This is a genomic window from Mesorhizobium sp. YM1C-6-2 (assembly GCF_003666685.1).
Lineage (GTDB): Bacteria > Pseudomonadota > Alphaproteobacteria > Rhizobiales > Rhizobiaceae > Mesorhizobium_K.
Genome location: NZ_RCIZ01000008.1, coordinates 150,010 through 166,410 on the forward strand (window position 1 = coordinate 150,010; position 16,401 = coordinate 166,410).

Genomic DNA, 16,401 nt, shown 5'->3' on the forward strand with positions numbered 1-16,401 from the left:
TCTCACGCTCGCGTGAGTCGGGCAAGCGCGTCATCCAGCGCCGCGTCGGGCAGGTCGACAAGCCGCGGCGTCTCGGTGAACAGCAGCACGGCGGCCACCTTCCGGCCTGGATAGAGCGGACCGAGCAGGGCACGGTAAAGCGCAAGCTGCAGCACATAGGCCGGGGGCACCTCGGCCATCGAGGCAGGGGCCGGGCGGTTGGTCTTGTAGTCGACGATCAGAACCGCGTCGTCCGTCACCGCCAGCCGGTCGATCTTGCCCGACACCAGCCGCTTGCGGCCGCGTAGCTCGATCTCGCCCATGATCGCCACTTCGGCGCGGGAATCGGGCCCGAACAGTGGCGCAAAACCCTCAGCGCCGAGGATCGTCTCCACCTGCAGCCAGGCGGCCTCCCGCTCCTCGTCAGGCCAGTCCGGAACGGCGCGCCCCAGATAGCGGCGGGCGGCGATTGCCCGCCCGTCCATAGGCATGTCCGGCAGCACCTGCAGCAGCTTGTGGATCGCCGAGCCGCGCGCTACGGCGAAACCGGGCTCCTCCTCTCCGTCGAGTACCGGCGAGCGGGCCGAGACCACCGGCTCCCTGGCATCCTCGATCAGCACCGAGGTTCCCGACGGAGACAGCGGTCGCGGCAGGTCGTCGTCCGGCGGCAGTGACCTGAAGTGCGGCAAGGGCGCGACCGGCTCCGCAGCCGCCGTCGCATCGCGCTCAGCGGCCTCCACGGCAGGCAAAATCTTGCTGCGGAAGCGGTGGACCGGTTCTCCGCTCACCGGATGCGCAAGCTCTTCGGTTTCGGGTATGCCAACCAGCGCGTCGCGGACCAGCGTGTGCCAGGTCCTCGGGTTGCGCGCGCGCTTGCCGTGATAGCCGCAAACGATCAGCCGATCCTCGGCGCGGGTCATGCCGACATAGAGCAGCCGTCGGTACTCGTCGTCAGCCGCTTCCTTGACGCGCCCCTCGGCGGTCCGCGAGAAGCCGTTGGCGACCTCCTTCGAAGAACGCCAGAGATAGCCTCTCGAGCCGTCGCTCATGTCGAACGGCATCAGCCTCGGCAGATGCTGCTCGCTGAACGGCGCCGTGCCGCCGTCGACCAGGAACACCACCGGCGCCTCCAGGCCCTTGGCGGCATGCACCGTCATGATGCGCACCTCGTCGCGGCCCTGGTCCATCTCGCGCTTGATCTCCGGCCCGGCGCTTTCGAGCGTCGCCAGGAACGCCTCCAGTCCCGGCAGGCCGGCGCGTTCCTCGGCAAGGCAGAAGCTCAGGAACTCGTCGAGTATGTCGCCCGCCTCGTGGCCGAGACGCGCGATCATCCGCTGGCGCACGTGGTCGCGGCCGAGCACGCCGGAATAGAACTCGAACACCGGCCGGTACGCCGCCTCGTTTGCCCATGCGTCGAGCTTCGCCACCACCTCGGCCAGGAAGAGGTCGCCGGGCGCCTGCCGGCGCAGTTCTTCTGCCAGCGAGCAGCGATCCCCGCGCTTTGCCGCCAGCTCGAACAGCATGTCCTCGTTCAGCCCGAAGATCGGGCTGCGCAGCACCGCGGCCAGCGACAGGTCGTCCTCCGGCTGCAGCAGGAAGCGGCCGAGCGTCATCATGTCCTTGATCGCAATATGCGCCGGCAGGCTCAGCCGGTCGGCGCCCGCCACCGCGATCCGCTTCTCCTTCAGGCTGCGCGACAGCGCATGCACGAAGCGGTCGCGCTTCCTGACCAGAACCATCACGTCGCCGGGCGACAACCGCTTGCCGGTTCCCTCGATCACCTCGCCGGAATCCAGCCAGTGCTTGATCGTCGCCGCCACCGCTTCGGCGACCTGCACCGCCGGCGCCTGCGCATGGTCCACGGCCAGCGTCCAGTCGTCCGGCTCCTCCACCGTGTCGGCGCCGACCGACGGCCAGACCTCCACATAGCCGGGCGCATCGAATCGGATCGCATCGTGCCTGACCGGATCGGGATCGTGGGTGATGCCGCGCCGAGCCTGGTCGCCGGCGAAGACACGATCCACCGCGTGGAGCACGTCGTTGGTCGACCGGAAGGAAAGCGTGAGACGCACCTGCTCGAAGCCCGCATTGGCCTCGCGCACGCGGCGCGAGAATTCCGCGCCCGTCTCGGCGAAGGATTCCGGCGACGCGCCCTGGAAGGAGTAGATCGACTGTTTCTCGTCGCCGACCGCGAACACCGTGCGGCGGACATTGTCGCGCGCGCTCATGCCGGCGAAGAACTCCTCCGCCAGCCTTCTGACCACCGACCATTGTTCGGGGCTGGTGTCCTGCGCCTCGTCGAGCAGTATGTGGTCGATGCCCTGATCGAGCTTGTACTGCACCCAGGCGCCGGCATCCTGGCGCGCCAGCAGCCGCACGGTGCGCGTGATCAGGTCGTTGAAGTCGAGAAAGCCGCGCCCCGTCTTCAACTGTTCGTAGCGGGCGATCAGCCAGTCCGCGATAGTCAGCGCCACGCGCGTTCCCTCCAGCATCCGGAACAGCGCCAGCCGGTCGCGGGCCGAACGGATGGCGGCGACCGCCTCCTGATAACGGTCGGCCAGGTCGGGGATCGCGTTGTGGAGCGCGCGCGTGAACGCCCTGGTGGCATTGTAGGGGGCGCCGTCGGCCTTCAAAAAACCGTCCGCCAGAAATTTCAGCCGCCTGACCGGATCGTGCTCCCGGAAAGCCAGATCCAGCGCGGGCAGCATGTTCTTCAACACGCTCTTCGCATTGGTCACGAGCGCGGCGTCCCGAAACGTATCGAAGACGTCGGAAGCAAACCCCGGCAGCGGCCAAGCCGCGTCGGCAATCGTCTCCGCGGTCTCCGCCTCCGCGAAGCCGAACTCCTCGAACAGGCCGGCATAGGCTGCGGTGTCGCCACCCAGCCCGTCGATGAACCCCCTTAGACCGTCGCGCCGGTTGACGATCTCCTGCAGCAGGAGGTCGAGCCCAAACTCGCCGCCGCGCTCGAGGACGACGGCGAAGGCTTCCGCCAACCCCGGCTTCTCGGCCACCGCGCCGGTCAGCATCTCGCGGCGCGCCTCGGCGAAAAGCAGCTCCTCCATCTCAGGGTCGAGCATCTCGAAATGCGCGGCGATGTTGGCTTCCAGGGGGAACTGGTGCAGCACGGATTCGCAGAAGGCGTGGATGGTCTGGATCTTCAGCCCGCCCGGCGTCTCCAGCGCCTCGGCGAACAGTTTTCGCGCACGGCGCAGCTTTGCAGCGTCAGGCTGCCGGCCTTCGATCTCGGCGATGCGTTTTGCCAGATCCTGGTCGCCCAGCATCGTCCATTCCGACAGGCTGGAGAAGACCCGGTTCGACATGTTGGCGGCTGCGGCGCGCGTATAGGTCAGGCAGAGTATCTTCGACGGATCGGTGCCCTCGAGCAGCAGGCGGATGACGCGCTGCGACAGCACATGCGTCTTGCCCGAACCGGCATTGGCCGACACCCAGACGGAATTGCCGGGATCGGAGGCGCGGGCCTGCCGGTCCGCGGTGTCGCCGGGGACGGTGTAGCGCCGCTTGCTCATTCGTCGCTCTCGCCCGGGCCGCCGGCCGACCATTCAAGCACGCGCGCGAGATGGTCGTATTCGCCGTCGACCTCGGCTTCACGGAACGGCAGCGCCCGCGACAGGTAGCCCGTCTGCGGGTCGCGATAATGCAGCAACAGCTTTTCCAGCCGCGCCCAGGCCTCTTCTGAAAGATCCACGGCGCTTTTCGAGTTGCGATCGTGTTCGAGGATGGACTCGTGCAGCACCTCGCCGTTCGCCTTCAGCCGCACGAAGGCGAGATCGGCCGGATCGAGCGCTCCCGTTTCCTTGAAGGCGCCGCGTCTCAGCAGCGCTCCCTCCAATGCAAGCTGCGGCGCAAGCAGCGTATGGGCCTGTCCCTTGGACGGCGACGAACCGGTCTTGTAGTCGATGATGTCCGCCAACCCTTCGCGCAAGACGTCGACGCGGTCGGCATAGCCTGACAGCGTGACCTCCGAACTCCCGACCGTCGTCGAAGACGCTCGCGCCTCGGCCATGCGCTGCGTCACGTCCTCGGCGCGCGCGCTCTCCCAGGCGATGATCTCGTCCGCCAGCCGCTCGAAGCGCGGCCACCACACCGCCTCCACATCCGGCGGCAGCGCCGCCTCGGCGAAACATTCCTTGCCCTTCGCCAGAAGCACGTCCAGAGCGGACGCGTCCCTCGGATCGGTGCCCGATGCGGCAAAGCGATGGAGAATGGCGTGAAACAGCGTGCCCCGCTCCGCCGCGCCGGGATCGCGCAGCAGTGGGTCGAGTTCCCTAAGCTTCAGTATCTTCCTCGCATAGATCGCGTAGGGATCTCGGCGCAATGTCTCGATCTCGGTTACCGAGAACTGCGCCGGGCGGACGGACAGCGGCGGTTTCGGCTGCGGCCGCGCCGCGAACTTCACCTGGGGACCCGCATCCAGCTCGCCCGCCCAGGCGAGCAATTGCCGCCCACGGCCGGCAATCGTCTCGGCCGCTTCTTTGCCGGCAAAAGTCGTCAGCCGCTGCAGCCAACGCGACGACACCGCCGGCGCCTCACCCGCACGGGCGGAGCGGGTAAGCATGACCCGCTTCGTGCCGAGTGCCATCGTGAAGTCATGCGCGGCCTGGCCGATCCGTCGCTCCGGCGGTTCTAGGTCGAGGCCCGATTTCATCAGCCTGGACATGAAGCGATCGGCCTCCGCACGGCGCGGCCAGCTGCCCTCGTTCAGCCCGCCGATCACAAGCGTCTCGACGCTCATCAGCCGCGCCTCCAGCGCGCCCCAGATGGCGATGCGCCGCTCGGCGCCCTGCGAGGGCTTGACCGTCTCCGGTCCGATCAGCGCGGCTACCACTTCCGGCCATTCGCCTGGCTGGAATTCGAAACCGGCAGTGGCGCCGGCCAACCCGCGCAGGAATTCGGCGAGCTTCTCCCCGGCGTCTCCTGCGTACAGCTCGGCAAGGCTGCCCTTCGCATCGCGGCCGAGCGCCTCGAAGGCGAGCACCGTCGCCTTCACCATCTCGCCGAACGCCACTTCCGGTTCGTCGCGCAAACCTGCCAGCTGCTCCAGCGCCGTCGCCAGCCAGCGCAGCACGTCCCGCGCCGCCGAGATACGCCTTTCGGTGAGACGCTCGGCCCAGAACGGCTTGCGCCCGTCGGCGACGAGCCGCTCCTCGAACAGCTCGCCGAGTGTCGTGATGTCTGGCCTTCCGGTGCCGCCACGCAGCGCCACCAACTCGATCGTCTCGGCCGCATGGCGGACGCGCCGCCGCTCCAGTCCGAGTGCGAGCAGCGGATGCTTCAGCAGCGCGACAACCGCAACCGGATCGCCCGGCCTGAACACCGCTTCGAGCATCAGGCGCAGGAGCGCAGCCGGCGGGGTGTTCGCCAGCGGCGCGCCGCCGGAATCGTCGGCGCGCACGCCGAAGCGCAGCAGTTCGGCCGAGACGCGCCGCGCTAGCTCACGGTCGCCTGTGACCAGCGCCGCTTTGCCGCCGGTCTCCTCGACCGCCTGCCGGAGCGCGACGGCGATCGCGGCTGCCTCGTCACGCTCGCGCGGCGCTTCGACGAGCGTCACGCCGGCCAGCGCCGCGTCGATATCACCGGCACCGAAGCCGGTGCGGCTGCCGGCCCATTCGTCGGTCGTCTCCGCCGGCCGCAGCGCCTCCGACACCAGCCGGGCGCGCAGTCTCGCCTCTCCGTCCGGCGCACCGATCTCCTCGACGTCGGCCCGCGTGACGCCGATCTTGCCGAGCAGTTTCGCCAGGCCATATTGCGGATGGCCGAGCACGGCCGGCCTCGGGGCAGGCTCCGTCAGCACCGACCAGGACGTCTCATCCATCTCCCTGTCCAGCCCCGGCAGCACCACCGCGCCATCAGGCAGGCGCGCGATCGCGGAAAGCAACTCCGCCGTCGCCGGAATGGAGCCGGTCGAACCCGCCGCGATAACTGGACCCGGCGGAGGCTTCCTGAGCAGCCGCTCGGCCTCCAGCCGGATCAGCGCACTGCGATGCGCCGCAGGGTTCGACTGCCCGCGCGAGGCAAGAAAATCCGGCCAGTGCTCGGTCACGATCGACAGGAAGTCGAGCGTGACCTGCCACCAGCCCGACAGATTCTCTGGCGCCAGCGCCGCGAGCCGCGTCCAGTCAGAGCCCTCCGTCTCGATCTCGTCCATCAGCGCGGCGAGGTCGCGCGCCAGCCAGATGGCGTCGGCGGCCGACGCAGGCACCACCATCTCCTCGTCGAAGAGTGCCGCGACATGCGCCGGCAGCCGTTTCTTCCAGGCCCGCACGAGCGGCGCCAGATGGAGCAGCCGATCGACGGCCGAAATCGGCGGGGCCAGATCGAGCGCCCCGGCGTCCCCCTCGCCGAAAGCTGCCTCATCCTCGTCGAACTCGCCGAGCGGCTTCACCGTCGGAAGGATCGCCGAGCCGCCCACCGATTTCTCCACGAAGGCCGCGCGCAGTTCGCGGGCCGCGCGTCTGGTCGGCACGTAGATCGTCGCGCTCGCAAGCTTCAGCGGATCGCCGTCGTGGCCGAAGCCCGGCACCAGCCGGCCGGACAGCAGCGCGTCGGCCAGGGTCGGCAGGAAAGCCGCTCCGGGCGGTATGGAGAAGATGCGCGGAAGCGCCGTGCCCTTCATGCCGCTCCGGCGAGCGCCCGCTCGACCGCCGCTTCGGCGAGCGGGATTGCCGCGGGCGTGCCCACCGTGATCCAGCTTCCGCGCATGGCGAGGCCGAACAGGCGGCCTTCCGCTATGGCCTCATCGAAATAGCGGTTGAGCGACAATGGGCCTTCCGGCGCGCCGGCGAGTATCGCCGGATTGATGATCGCCGCACCCGCATAGATCAGTCCCGCCGGGTCGTTGTGCGCGCGCCTCAGCGCGCCGTCGCCACCGACGAGGAAATCGGTGCCGCCGGTGTGCCCGGTCGCCGAATCGAGGTCTGCCAACATGAGCAGAATATCCATTTTCGCGGCGTCCCAGGCAAGGGCGAGACGGACGAGGTTCGGCTCGCCCCCAAGTGACCCCTCTCCTTCGATCCAGAACGTGTCGGCGTTGAGGACGTAGAACGGCTCGCGGCCGAGCAACGGCAGCGCCTTGACGATGCCACCGGCCGAATCGAGCAGGCCGGCGCTCTCGTCGGAGATCGCCACCTTGGGCCGCGTGCGCGACGCGACATGGGCGACGATCTGCTCGGGGAAATGGTGCACGTTGACGACCGCCTTCTCGACGCCGGCGGCGGCCAGCGTGTCCAGGCCCCGGTCGAGCAGCGTGCGGCCAGCGATCTTCACCAGGGGCTTGGGGATGGTGTCGGTGATCGGACGCATGCGCTTGCCAAGCCCGCCGGCCAGCACCATCGCGATCTTCGGCCTTGCACTCATGCAGTCCCCCCGATCAGTCCGTTGCGCAGATAGAAGTCGCGCAGCCCGGCCAGCGCCGGATGCGCCAGCCCCCGCTCCAGATAGTTCCTGATGCGCGGCAGGTGCTTCAGATAGGCCGGCTTGCCGTCGCGCTCGTTGAGCCGCACGAATATTCCAAGGATCTTCGAGTTCCGCTGCGCCGCCATGATGGCATAGGCCTCCGCAAAGGCCTCCTCGTCAAATCCGCCCTGGCTTTTGCGCGCCGCCACGTAGGCGTCGACGGTGGTCTTCTGGACATCGGGCGGCACCGTGACCCGCGCATCCATGGCGAGCGAGGCGACGTCATAGGCCGCGGGCCCGACCAACGCATCCTGGAAATCGATGATGCCCAACCGGTCATGGCCCTTCCGCTCCGCTCGCCAGATGATGTTCGGCGAATGGAAGTCGCGCAGCACCAGGCTTTTTTCCGCGCGGTCGAGCCTGTCGAAAGCCGCATCCCAGGCCGCGCGGAAGCCGGTACGCAGCGCCTCGCCGGCCGGCCGGCCGGTGGCGTAGGGCACGTACCAGTCGACCAGCAACTCGACCTCGATCATCATCGCGTCGCGGTCGAAGGGCGGCACATCATGATCCAGGCCGGGTGCTGCCTCCAGCCGCGACGGCCAGTCCTTCCCATGGATTTCCGCCAACAATTCCGCCGCCGCTGCGTAGCGCTCGGCAACCGGACGGCCTTCCCCATCGAGGAAATTCTCCGAACCGAGATGACCGATGAGCAAGAATCCTTTCTCGAGATCCTGGGCGAAGATTTCCGGGACCGAGATCCCGCCCTTCGCCAACGCGCGGTCGATCGCCATGAAGGCTGCGACCGACTGCGCGGTATGTGCGATCTCGGCATACGGTTTTCCATCGCGTACCGGCGGGCCGAGCACCAGGCGCGGCGAGTTCATCAGCACCCTGGCTTGCTCGCCCGGCAGCGTCACCGTTTCATAGGAGCGCGCCGAAGCGTCGCCGGTGAAATATCTTCGCCTCGCCTCGCCCCAGCCCGCCCGGGCCAAGAAGTCCCGCATCGCAATCGATCTCGCGATGCGCTCGAAGGCCGGCCCCGAGCCGGTAATCCGCGCCAGCCGTCCCTCGCCCTCATGCGCAAGTTCCACCGAGAGCGTGCCCTCCGGCAGGTGGCCCTCCGCACGTTCCGGCCATTCGATGAGCGCCGCGCCGGTCGCCAGCATCTCGTCCAGCCCCAGTTCGTCGAGTTCGTCGGGCGAGCCCAGCCGGTAGAGGTCGAAATGGTTGAGCGGCACCCGCGTGTCGTAGGACTGCACCAGCGTGAAGGTCGGGCTCGGAACGTCAAGCCCTTCGTTGCCGGCCATGGCGCGGATCAGCCCGCGGGCGAGCGTCGTCTTGCCGGCGCCGAGGTCGCCCGACAGCGCCAGCACGTCGCCGGCGCGTAGCGCCATGGCGAGGTCTTCGCCCAGCCGCGCCGTCGCTCCTTCGTCCGGCAGATGGCGTTCGAGCACTTGCGTCCGGGCCGTGGCAGCGTTCATTCAGCGGCGTCGCGCATGCCGGCGGGATGGATCGGGAACATGCAGATCACCGTCGTGCCCTGGTCGGGCGCCGTCTCGATGCGCACGCTGCCGCCGTGCAGTTCGACGAAGCTCTTCACGATCGACAGCCCAAGCCCGGCGCCGCGGCGGCGGCCGCCATTGCTGCGCGGCTCGAAGCGGCGGAACACCGTGTCGAGGATTTCCGGCGGCATGCCCGGCCCGTCGTCGTGCACCGAGAATTCCGTGCCGATCTCCAGTCCCCGGCAGGCGAGCCTGATGGTGCTGCCATCGGGCGCATAGTTCACCGCGTTGCTGAGCAGGTTGTACAATATCTGCCGGATGCGGATGCCGTCGCCAAGCATGTATTCCGGCGCGAAGACCGTCTCCACCTTGAGCGCGATCGAATGTTCGGCGAGCCGGTCGGCGATCAGCTCGCCCGCGGCGGCAATCGTCTTCTTGACGTCCACCTCGGAGATGTCGAGTTCCATGATGCCGGCATCGACGGTGGCGAGATCGAGGATATCGTTGACGATGGTGAGCAGCACCGAGGACGACGAGCCGATATGCTCGACATATTCGCGCTGGCGCGGTCCGAGCGGCCCGGTCGCCGGCAATGACAGCAGTTCGGTGAAGCCTATGATGTTGGTCAGCGGCGAGCGCAACTCGTAGGAGACGTGCTGAACGAAGTCGTTCTTCAGCTGATCGGCCTTCTCCAGCGCCTCGTTCTTTTCCTTCAGCGCCCGCTCGATGTTCACCCGGTCGGTGACGTCGACGAAAGTGATCATCACCTGGCCGTTGGGGAGATGGATGACGCCGTAGCGCAGCACCGTACCGTCTGCGAGCTCGGTCTGGCCGTGACGGTCGCGCCGTTCCTCGTCGAAGCCGGTGACGGATGCGACGAAACCCGCCCAGGGGCTGTCCTTCGCCAGCGGCTCGCAATGCGCCCTGATGTCGGAGATATGTGCCTTCCGGGCGACGATATCGTCGGGAAGCTGCCACAGCGTGTCGAAGGCCGGATTGGAGAGCCGGATGCGGCCGTCAGGCCCGAACACCGCCACCCCTTCAGCCAGATTGTCCAGCGTCTCGCCCTGCACGCGCACCGCGGTGGCGTAGCGGCTTTCGAGAGCCATCTTCTCGGTCAGGTTCTCGAACACCCAGGTGACGCCGCCCTTGGGCTGCGGATTGGCGACGACGCGGATGGTACGACCATCCGGCAGGTGCCACAGATGCTCCTGCGGATCGACCGAGCGATAGGCGGAAAGGAGGGTTTCCTTCCAGCGCCGCCACTCCGGCTGCTCGGCGATCTTGCCCTCGCTGCGCAGCCTGTCGATCAGCAGTGCATTGTCCGGTGCGCTGGCCAGGAAGCCGTGGTCGAGTTCCCAGAGTTTCTGGAAGGCCTGGTTGAAGAAACGCAGCTTCTCGTGCTCGTCGAAGATCGCAACCGCTGTGGTGAGCCGGTCGAGCGTGTCGGCGTGGCTCCTGACCGTTCGCTCGTATTCGGCGCGGATGGCGTCGATCTCGCTCTTGTCCACGGCGATGCCGGCCGATCCCTCGGGGCCGGCGAAATCCGTGACAGCCAGGACGCTGCGGTCGCCGGCGATCACCGTCGACAGCGCCTGGTCGAAGACCGGCTGCGACCTGTGTTCCCTGTCGATCGCGTCACGCGCCTGGGTGCCCAGGAGTTCCTTGCCCTCGCGGACGGCGGCTTCCGCATCGACCGCCTCGACGGCCGTGGCGTAGGCGCGGTTCACCCATCTCAGCTGCCCGTCCTTGGCCCTGATCCAGAACGGCATGCTCAGCGCGTCCACCAGTCCGAGCATGGTCTCGTGGCTGGCCGAAAGCACCTGGTTGTCGAGCTTCAGCCGCGCCTGCGCGCGCTGGCTTTCGGAGAGCGACAGGAAGCGCACGATGACGTAGGAGGCACTCTTGCGCCCCTGCACCTCGAGCGGCGCGCCGTTCTGCGCCTCGATCACCAGGTCGAAGGCTATGCCCCTCTCGCGCAGCGCCGCAAGCGCGTTCTCGAGCGCCGCCGCCGAACGCGGCATCAGCCAGCGGCCGAAGGCGAGGAACGAGGCACGCTCGTCGGGGGCGCCGCTTTCGACCGGCAGCGAGCCGATCAGCTCCGGCTTCCGCCTGTCGTCGTTCCAGACGATGATGCGCTGGTCGCGCAGGTTGAGCAGCGCCTCGGAGCGTTGGATCGCCGCATTGAGGTCGGCGACGCGGCCGCGCAGCTCGATGTTCTCGGCCGCGGTCCTGGCGCGCTCGCGGATGAGGAAGATCGCCGACAGGAGCGCGGCGCCCATGACGCCTGCGAACATCGCAAGCTGTATCACCTCGAACGTGCCGAAGGATGCAGGCGGCCGTGCTGGTGTTTCCTGCGCGTGGGCGAGGCCTGCGGCCAGCATCGACGATGCGGCGCCGCCCCAGATCAGGGTCCGTCGCAGGGTTCTTGGAAGCTGCCGGGTGCCGCGGACACGGAACCCGTTGCCGTCTGCCCCGACGGCGTTTCCGGAATCCCCGTTCCGGCCGGATTCGGCCTTTCCCGCTTGACGCGGGGCATCCCCCGGCATGTCTTGTTCCTCTCCGCCGCCTGACTGCAAGACCGCACAGGCAAGAGCGCTTCCACCGTTCCCCGTAACACGGTGGCGTCGCGAATCACCGAACCATAGCCCTTGCGCGAATCGGCGTGAAGAAGGCCGCCGGCCAAAAATGAGGCCGGGCGAAATGTCAATCGCCCGGCCTCAATATGTTGTGTCTGAAGTCGCTATGGTTAATAGCGATAGTGTTCCGGCTTGAACGGTCCCTGCGGCGCCACGCCGATATAGGCGGCCTGCTCGCCGGACAGTTCCGTCAGCTTGGCGCCGAGCTTGTCGAGATGCAGCTTGGCGACCTTCTCGTCGAGATGCTTCGGCAGCACATAGACCTGGTTCTGGTACTGGCCGTGCTTTGTGAACAGCTCGATCTGGGCGAGCACCTGGTTGGTGAAGGAGGCGCTCATCACGAAGCTCGGATGGCCGGTCGCGTTGCCGAGGTTGAGCAGGCGGCCCTCCGACAGCAGGATCATGCGCTTGCCATCGGGGAAGGAGATCATGTCGACCTGCGGCTTCACATTGGTCCATTTCAGGTTGCGCAGCGACGCCACCTGGATCTCGTTGTCGAAGTGGCCGATGTTGCCGACGATCGCCATGTCCTTCAGCTTGCGCATGTGGTCGAGGGTCAGCACGTCCTTGTTGCCGGTCGCGGTGATCACGATGTCGGCGGTCGAGATCGCGTCGTCCATGGTGACGACCTCGTAGCCGTCCATCGCCGCCTGCAGCGCGCAGATCGGATCGGCCTCGGTGACCTTCACGCGGGCGCCGGCGCCCTGCAACGACGCGGCCGAGCCCTTGCCTACGTCGCCGTAGCCGGCGACGATCGCCACCTTGCCGGCCATCATCACGTCGGTGCCGCGGCGGATGCCGTCGACCAGGCTCTCCTTGCAGCCGTACTTGTTGTCGAACTTGGACTTGGTGACACTGTCATTGACGTTGATCGCGGGGAAGGGCAGCAGACCCTTCTTCTGCAACTGGTAGAGCCGGTTGACGCCGGTCGTCGTCTCCTCGGTGACGCCCTTGATCGCGTCACGCTGCTTGGTGAAGAAGCCGGGCGTTGCCGCCAGCCGCTTCTTGATCTGCGCGAAGAGGATTTCCTCTTCCTCGCTGCCCGGCTTCGACAGCACATCCTCGCCCGCCTCAGCCCGCGCGCCGATCAGGATATACATGGTGGCGTCGCCGCCATCGTCGAGGATCATGTTCGACTGGCCGCCATCCGCCCACTGGAAGATCTGGTCGGTGTATTCCCAGTACTCTTCCAGCGACTCGCCCTTGACCGCAAAGACCGGGATGCCGGAATCGGCGATCGCCGCCGCGGCATGGTCCTGCGTCGAAAAGATGTTGCAGGACGCCCAGCGTATGTCGGCGCCCAGCGCCTTCAGCGTCTCGATCAGCACCGCAGTCTGGATCGTCATGTGCAGCGAGCCGGAGATGCGCGCGCCCTTGAGCGGCTGCTTGTCGCCGAACTCGTCGCGGCAGGCCATCAGGCCCGGCATCTCGGTCTCGGCGATCTCGATCTCCTTGCGGCCCCAGCCTGCAAGCGACAGATCGGCAACTTTATAGTCCTTGGCCATGCTTATGCTCCGGAATTTTCACTCGGTCTGGCGCGCGCTGCGGATCATGGAAATCCGCGGCCCAGCCTGTTGGGAAGCGCAGCAATCCAGCGACGGATGCATGCGCGAAAGGTGCGCTGTGACTAGCAGATCGCCCTGAAATCGACAATGGGATATAAAGAAATCTTTATTCGTGCATATGACACACGGATGCGCAGGCCGCGAAAACGGCCTTCCGAGGCCTAGGCTTCCTCGCCGAAACGCGTGGCGATCAGTTGCTCGATGGCGTCGATCGCCTGCTCAGCGTCCGGACCCGTAGCCGTCACGCGGATGGAGCAGCCGGGGCTCGCGGCCAACATCATCAGGCCCATGATCGACGTGCCGCCGACCTTGATGCCGTCCTTCTCGACGGTCACGGCAGCGCGATAGGAATCGGCGAGCTGCACGAATTTTGCGGAAGCCCGCGCGTGGAGGCCGCGCTGGTTGATGATCAGGAAGTCGCGGGCGATGGCACCTTCTGCTTCAGAACTTCCCGCCTCGCTCATCCTGCCCCGCTTATTTGGCCGCCAGAAGCTGGCTGGCGACGTTGATGTATTTGCGGCCGGCGGCCTGCGCCTCCTCGACCGCGACAGCAAGCTTGTCGGCCTTGCGCACGCTTGACAGCTTGATCAGCATGGGCAGGTTCATGCCGGCGATCACCTCGACCCGCCCCGCTTCCATCACGGAAATGGCGAGGTTGGACGGCGTGCCGCCGAACATGTCGGTCAGCACCACCACGCCGGAACCCTGGTCGACCCGGGCCACGGCGTCGACGATGTCCCTGCGCCGTTCCTCCATGTTGTCGTCCGCGCCGATCGAGACGGTCTCGAAGTTTTCCTGCGGGCCGACGACATGCTCCACGGCGTTGCGGAACTCTTCTGCCAGACGACCGTGCGTCACAAGCACCAAGCCGATCATGCTCTCCAGGCTTTCGTCATCATCCGTTCACCGGCATTCCGTAGAGCCTGCCCTGGCTCACGCCCATCCGGGCTGTCCGGTCGGCGGGAGCGCTATCTTGTCGACGCGCGAAGCGTTGACAAGCCCATATTTGCGCATCCCATGGCCATTTTGCCGCAGCGCAATATCCTGTTCCAGCCCGCTTTCAGCCGAAAGGCGGCAGCGAAAGCCGCGCCGCCACCGCCATCAGCGCGGCCCTGCGGTCATCCGCGGCGAGCTTCAGCAGCGGCACTTCGCAGCCGAGCAGCGGCTCCGTTGCCGTCTCCGGAAAGCGTTCCGCCACATGCCGTTCCACCAGCCGCACCACCAGGTCCGCAGGCACCTTCATTTCGCAGGCCGTCGGCTGCGGACCGACGCCCCTGACCTCTACCAGCCCCGCGATGGTTGCCGGCGCCGCGCAGATCACGCGGCCCCCATGAACAGACAGCAGGACCTGATCGTCGGCCACCAGCCGCGCGAACCATCCGAACGACCGGGCATGGGATATAAGCGTCAGGGCAAGCTGTGTCTTGCCCATGCCGGAAGAGCCGACGATCACAATGCCGCGATCACCGAGCACGACCGCGCTGGCGTGGATGTTTTGCGGCATGTCAGGATTCGGCCGGCAGCGTCACGGTAAAACGCGCGCCGCGGATTTCGCCCGGCTTGCCGCCTGCGATGTTTTCCGCAGTCAGCGTGCCGCCATGCGCCTCGACGATCTGGCGGCTGATCGACAGCCCGAGGCCGGAATTCTGGCCGAAGGCCTCGCCCGCCGGCCTGTCGGTGTAGAAGCGCTCGAAGATGCGGTCGATGTTGTCGGCGCGGATGCCCGGCCCGTTGTCGTCGACCGTCAGCATGACCAGCTTGCCGACGCGCGACAGCGATACGGTGATGCGGCCATTCTCCTCCGAGACGAAGGAGCGCGCATTCTCGATCAGGTTGGTGATGACCTGCCCGAGGCGCAGGTCGTGCCCGATCACCGAAAAGCCCTTCGCGCCAGGCGGCAGCTTGTCCACCTTGAAGTCGATCTCGACCGGCTTGCGGTTGCCGCCGGCGTCGCGCATCGCCGCCACCAGATCGCCGACGAATTTCTTGAGGTCGACCTTGCCCGCATCCTCGCGCGCCAGCTCCGCATCGAGCCGCGAGGCGTCGGAGATGTCGGTGATCAGGCGGTCGAGGCGCCTCACATCGTGCTGGATGATCTCCAGCAACCGTTCGCGCGAAGACTCGCTCTTGGCGATCGGCAAGGTCTCCACCGCACTGCGGAGCGAGGTCAGCGGATTCTTCAGTTCGTGGCTGACGTCGGCCGCGAAACTTTCGATCGCCTCGATGCGCGCATAAAGCGCGTTGGTCATGTCGCGCACGGCGATCGACAGATTGCCGATCTCGTCCTGGCGGTCGGAGAAATCAGGTATCTCCTCGCGGTTCTTGACGCCGCGCCGGACGCGAACCGCCGCAGCGGCCAGCCGGCGCAGCGGATTGGCGATCGTCGACGCCAGCATGATCGACAGGAGCACGTTGACCAGCGCCGCCACGCCGAAGACGCGCAGGATCGAGTTGCGCTCGGCCGCGACGATCTTGTCGATGTCGCCGCCCTGCGTCGACAGCATCAGCACGCCGAGCACGGCGCGGAAACGCTGCACCGGCACTGCCACCGACACGACCTGCTCGCCCTGTTCGGAAATGCGCACCACGGTCGACGGCACGCCGGTCAGGGCGTTCATCACCTCGGGGAAGGCCGCGCCGTTGCCGCCCGGCTGTTCCTTGTAGATAGGCAGGTCGGTGCGGCGGAAGAACTCGACGATGGACTTCTGTATGCGCTCGAGGAGGTCGGGCTCCTCCTGGTCGACCGAAGGCAGGTCGTAGCGCAGGATCTGGCCGCGCGAGTAGAGATGGCGCGAATCGAGCAGCAGGTTGGCGTCGCGATCGTAGATGCGCGCCCGCGTCCTGGTCGGCGAGATCAGGCGCCGCAGCACCGGCGCGACGCGCTCGGGATTGATCGGGAAGTCGAGACTGTCGAGCTGGTCGGAGCCCGGCCCCAGGCTTTCGCCGGCCTGAAGCTCGAGCAGTTTCTCCGGGTCGATCGAGATCGAATCCGTCTCCACGGTCGCAGAGGCGGCGATGGCGCCGGCGATGATCTCGCCCTGGGTGCGCAGGCTTTCGACGCGGGCCTCGATCAGGCCGTCGCGGAACTGGTTGAGATAGAGGATGCCGACGACCAGCACGCAGAGCGCGGCGAGGTTGAGGAAGAGGATGCGCCGCGTCAGGCTGGAGAAAATATAGTGGCCAAGGAAGCGCTGCAGCCTGATGCGCAGCCTCCCCAGATAGGAAGGCAGAGGCCGCGCCGGCCGCTTCGCGGCAGCAGGCGCGTTCTTGATCTCCGCTTCCATGACCATGGACAATGGT

The 16,401-nt window shown here is 67.0% G+C and carries 10 protein-coding genes; all 10 read right to left on the reverse strand.

The annotated features are described in order from the left end of the window. Nucleotides 1-2: 2 nt before the first annotated feature. Nucleotides 3-3,509, reverse strand: a complete 3,507-nt coding sequence (addA, locus tag D8676_RS19500; protein ID WP_121582757.1) for a double-strand break repair helicase AddA — start codon at nucleotides 3,507-3,509, stop codon at nucleotides 3-5. Continuing rightward, nucleotides 3,506-6,616 (reverse strand): double-strand break repair protein AddB, encoded by a 3,111-nt coding sequence (addB, locus tag D8676_RS19505; protein ID WP_121582758.1) that lies wholly within the window; start codon nucleotides 6,614-6,616, stop codon nucleotides 3,506-3,508. Before addB ends, addA begins: the two co-directional genes overlap by 4 nt. Then, on the reverse strand, nucleotides 6,613-7,356 hold the full coding sequence (locus D8676_RS19510) for a nucleotidyltransferase family protein (protein ID WP_121582759.1): 744 nt from the start codon (nucleotides 7,354-7,356) through the stop codon (nucleotides 6,613-6,615). The genes addB and D8676_RS19510 overlap by 4 nt, the downstream gene beginning before the upstream one ends. Beyond that, the gene (tsaE, locus tag D8676_RS19515) at nucleotides 7,353-8,876 is read right to left on the reverse strand and encodes a tRNA (adenosine(37)-N6)-threonylcarbamoyltransferase complex ATPase subunit type 1 TsaE (protein ID WP_121582760.1); all 1,524 of its coding nucleotides are present in this window, start codon (nucleotides 8,874-8,876) and stop codon (nucleotides 7,353-7,355) included. Before tsaE ends, D8676_RS19510 begins: the two co-directional genes overlap by 4 nt. Next, complete coding sequence (locus D8676_RS19520) at nucleotides 8,873-11,446, reverse strand: PAS domain-containing sensor histidine kinase (RefSeq protein ID WP_121582761.1); 2,574 nt, start codon at nucleotides 11,444-11,446, stop codon at nucleotides 8,873-8,875. The genes tsaE and D8676_RS19520 overlap by 4 nt, the downstream gene beginning before the upstream one ends. Before the next feature lie 200 nt (nucleotides 11,447-11,646). Then, nucleotides 11,647-13,047, reverse strand: coding sequence for an adenosylhomocysteinase (ahcY, locus tag D8676_RS19525; RefSeq protein ID WP_121582762.1), 1,401 nt, complete (start codon nucleotides 13,045-13,047; stop codon nucleotides 11,647-11,649). A 215-nt stretch (nucleotides 13,048-13,262) separates the two neighbouring features. Then, nucleotides 13,263-13,565: an HPr family phosphocarrier protein gene (locus tag D8676_RS19530; RefSeq protein ID WP_121582763.1), complete on the reverse strand. Its 303-nt coding sequence runs from the start codon at nucleotides 13,563-13,565 to the stop codon at nucleotides 13,263-13,265. A 10-nt stretch (nucleotides 13,566-13,575) separates the two neighbouring features. Continuing rightward, complete coding sequence (locus tag D8676_RS19535) at nucleotides 13,576-13,977, reverse strand: PTS sugar transporter subunit IIA (protein ID WP_121582764.1); 402 nt, start codon at nucleotides 13,975-13,977, stop codon at nucleotides 13,576-13,578. Nucleotides 13,978-14,161: 184 nt separating this feature from the next. After that, on the reverse strand, nucleotides 14,162-14,605 hold the full coding sequence (locus tag D8676_RS19540) for an HPr kinase/phosphorylase (protein WP_121582765.1): 444 nt from the start codon (nucleotides 14,603-14,605) through the stop codon (nucleotides 14,162-14,164). Between the two features lies 1 nt (nucleotide 14,606). Then, nucleotides 14,607-16,391, reverse strand: coding sequence for a sensor histidine kinase (locus D8676_RS19545; RefSeq protein WP_121582766.1), 1,785 nt, complete (start codon nucleotides 16,389-16,391; stop codon nucleotides 14,607-14,609). Between the last annotated feature and the right edge of the window lie 10 nt (nucleotides 16,392-16,401).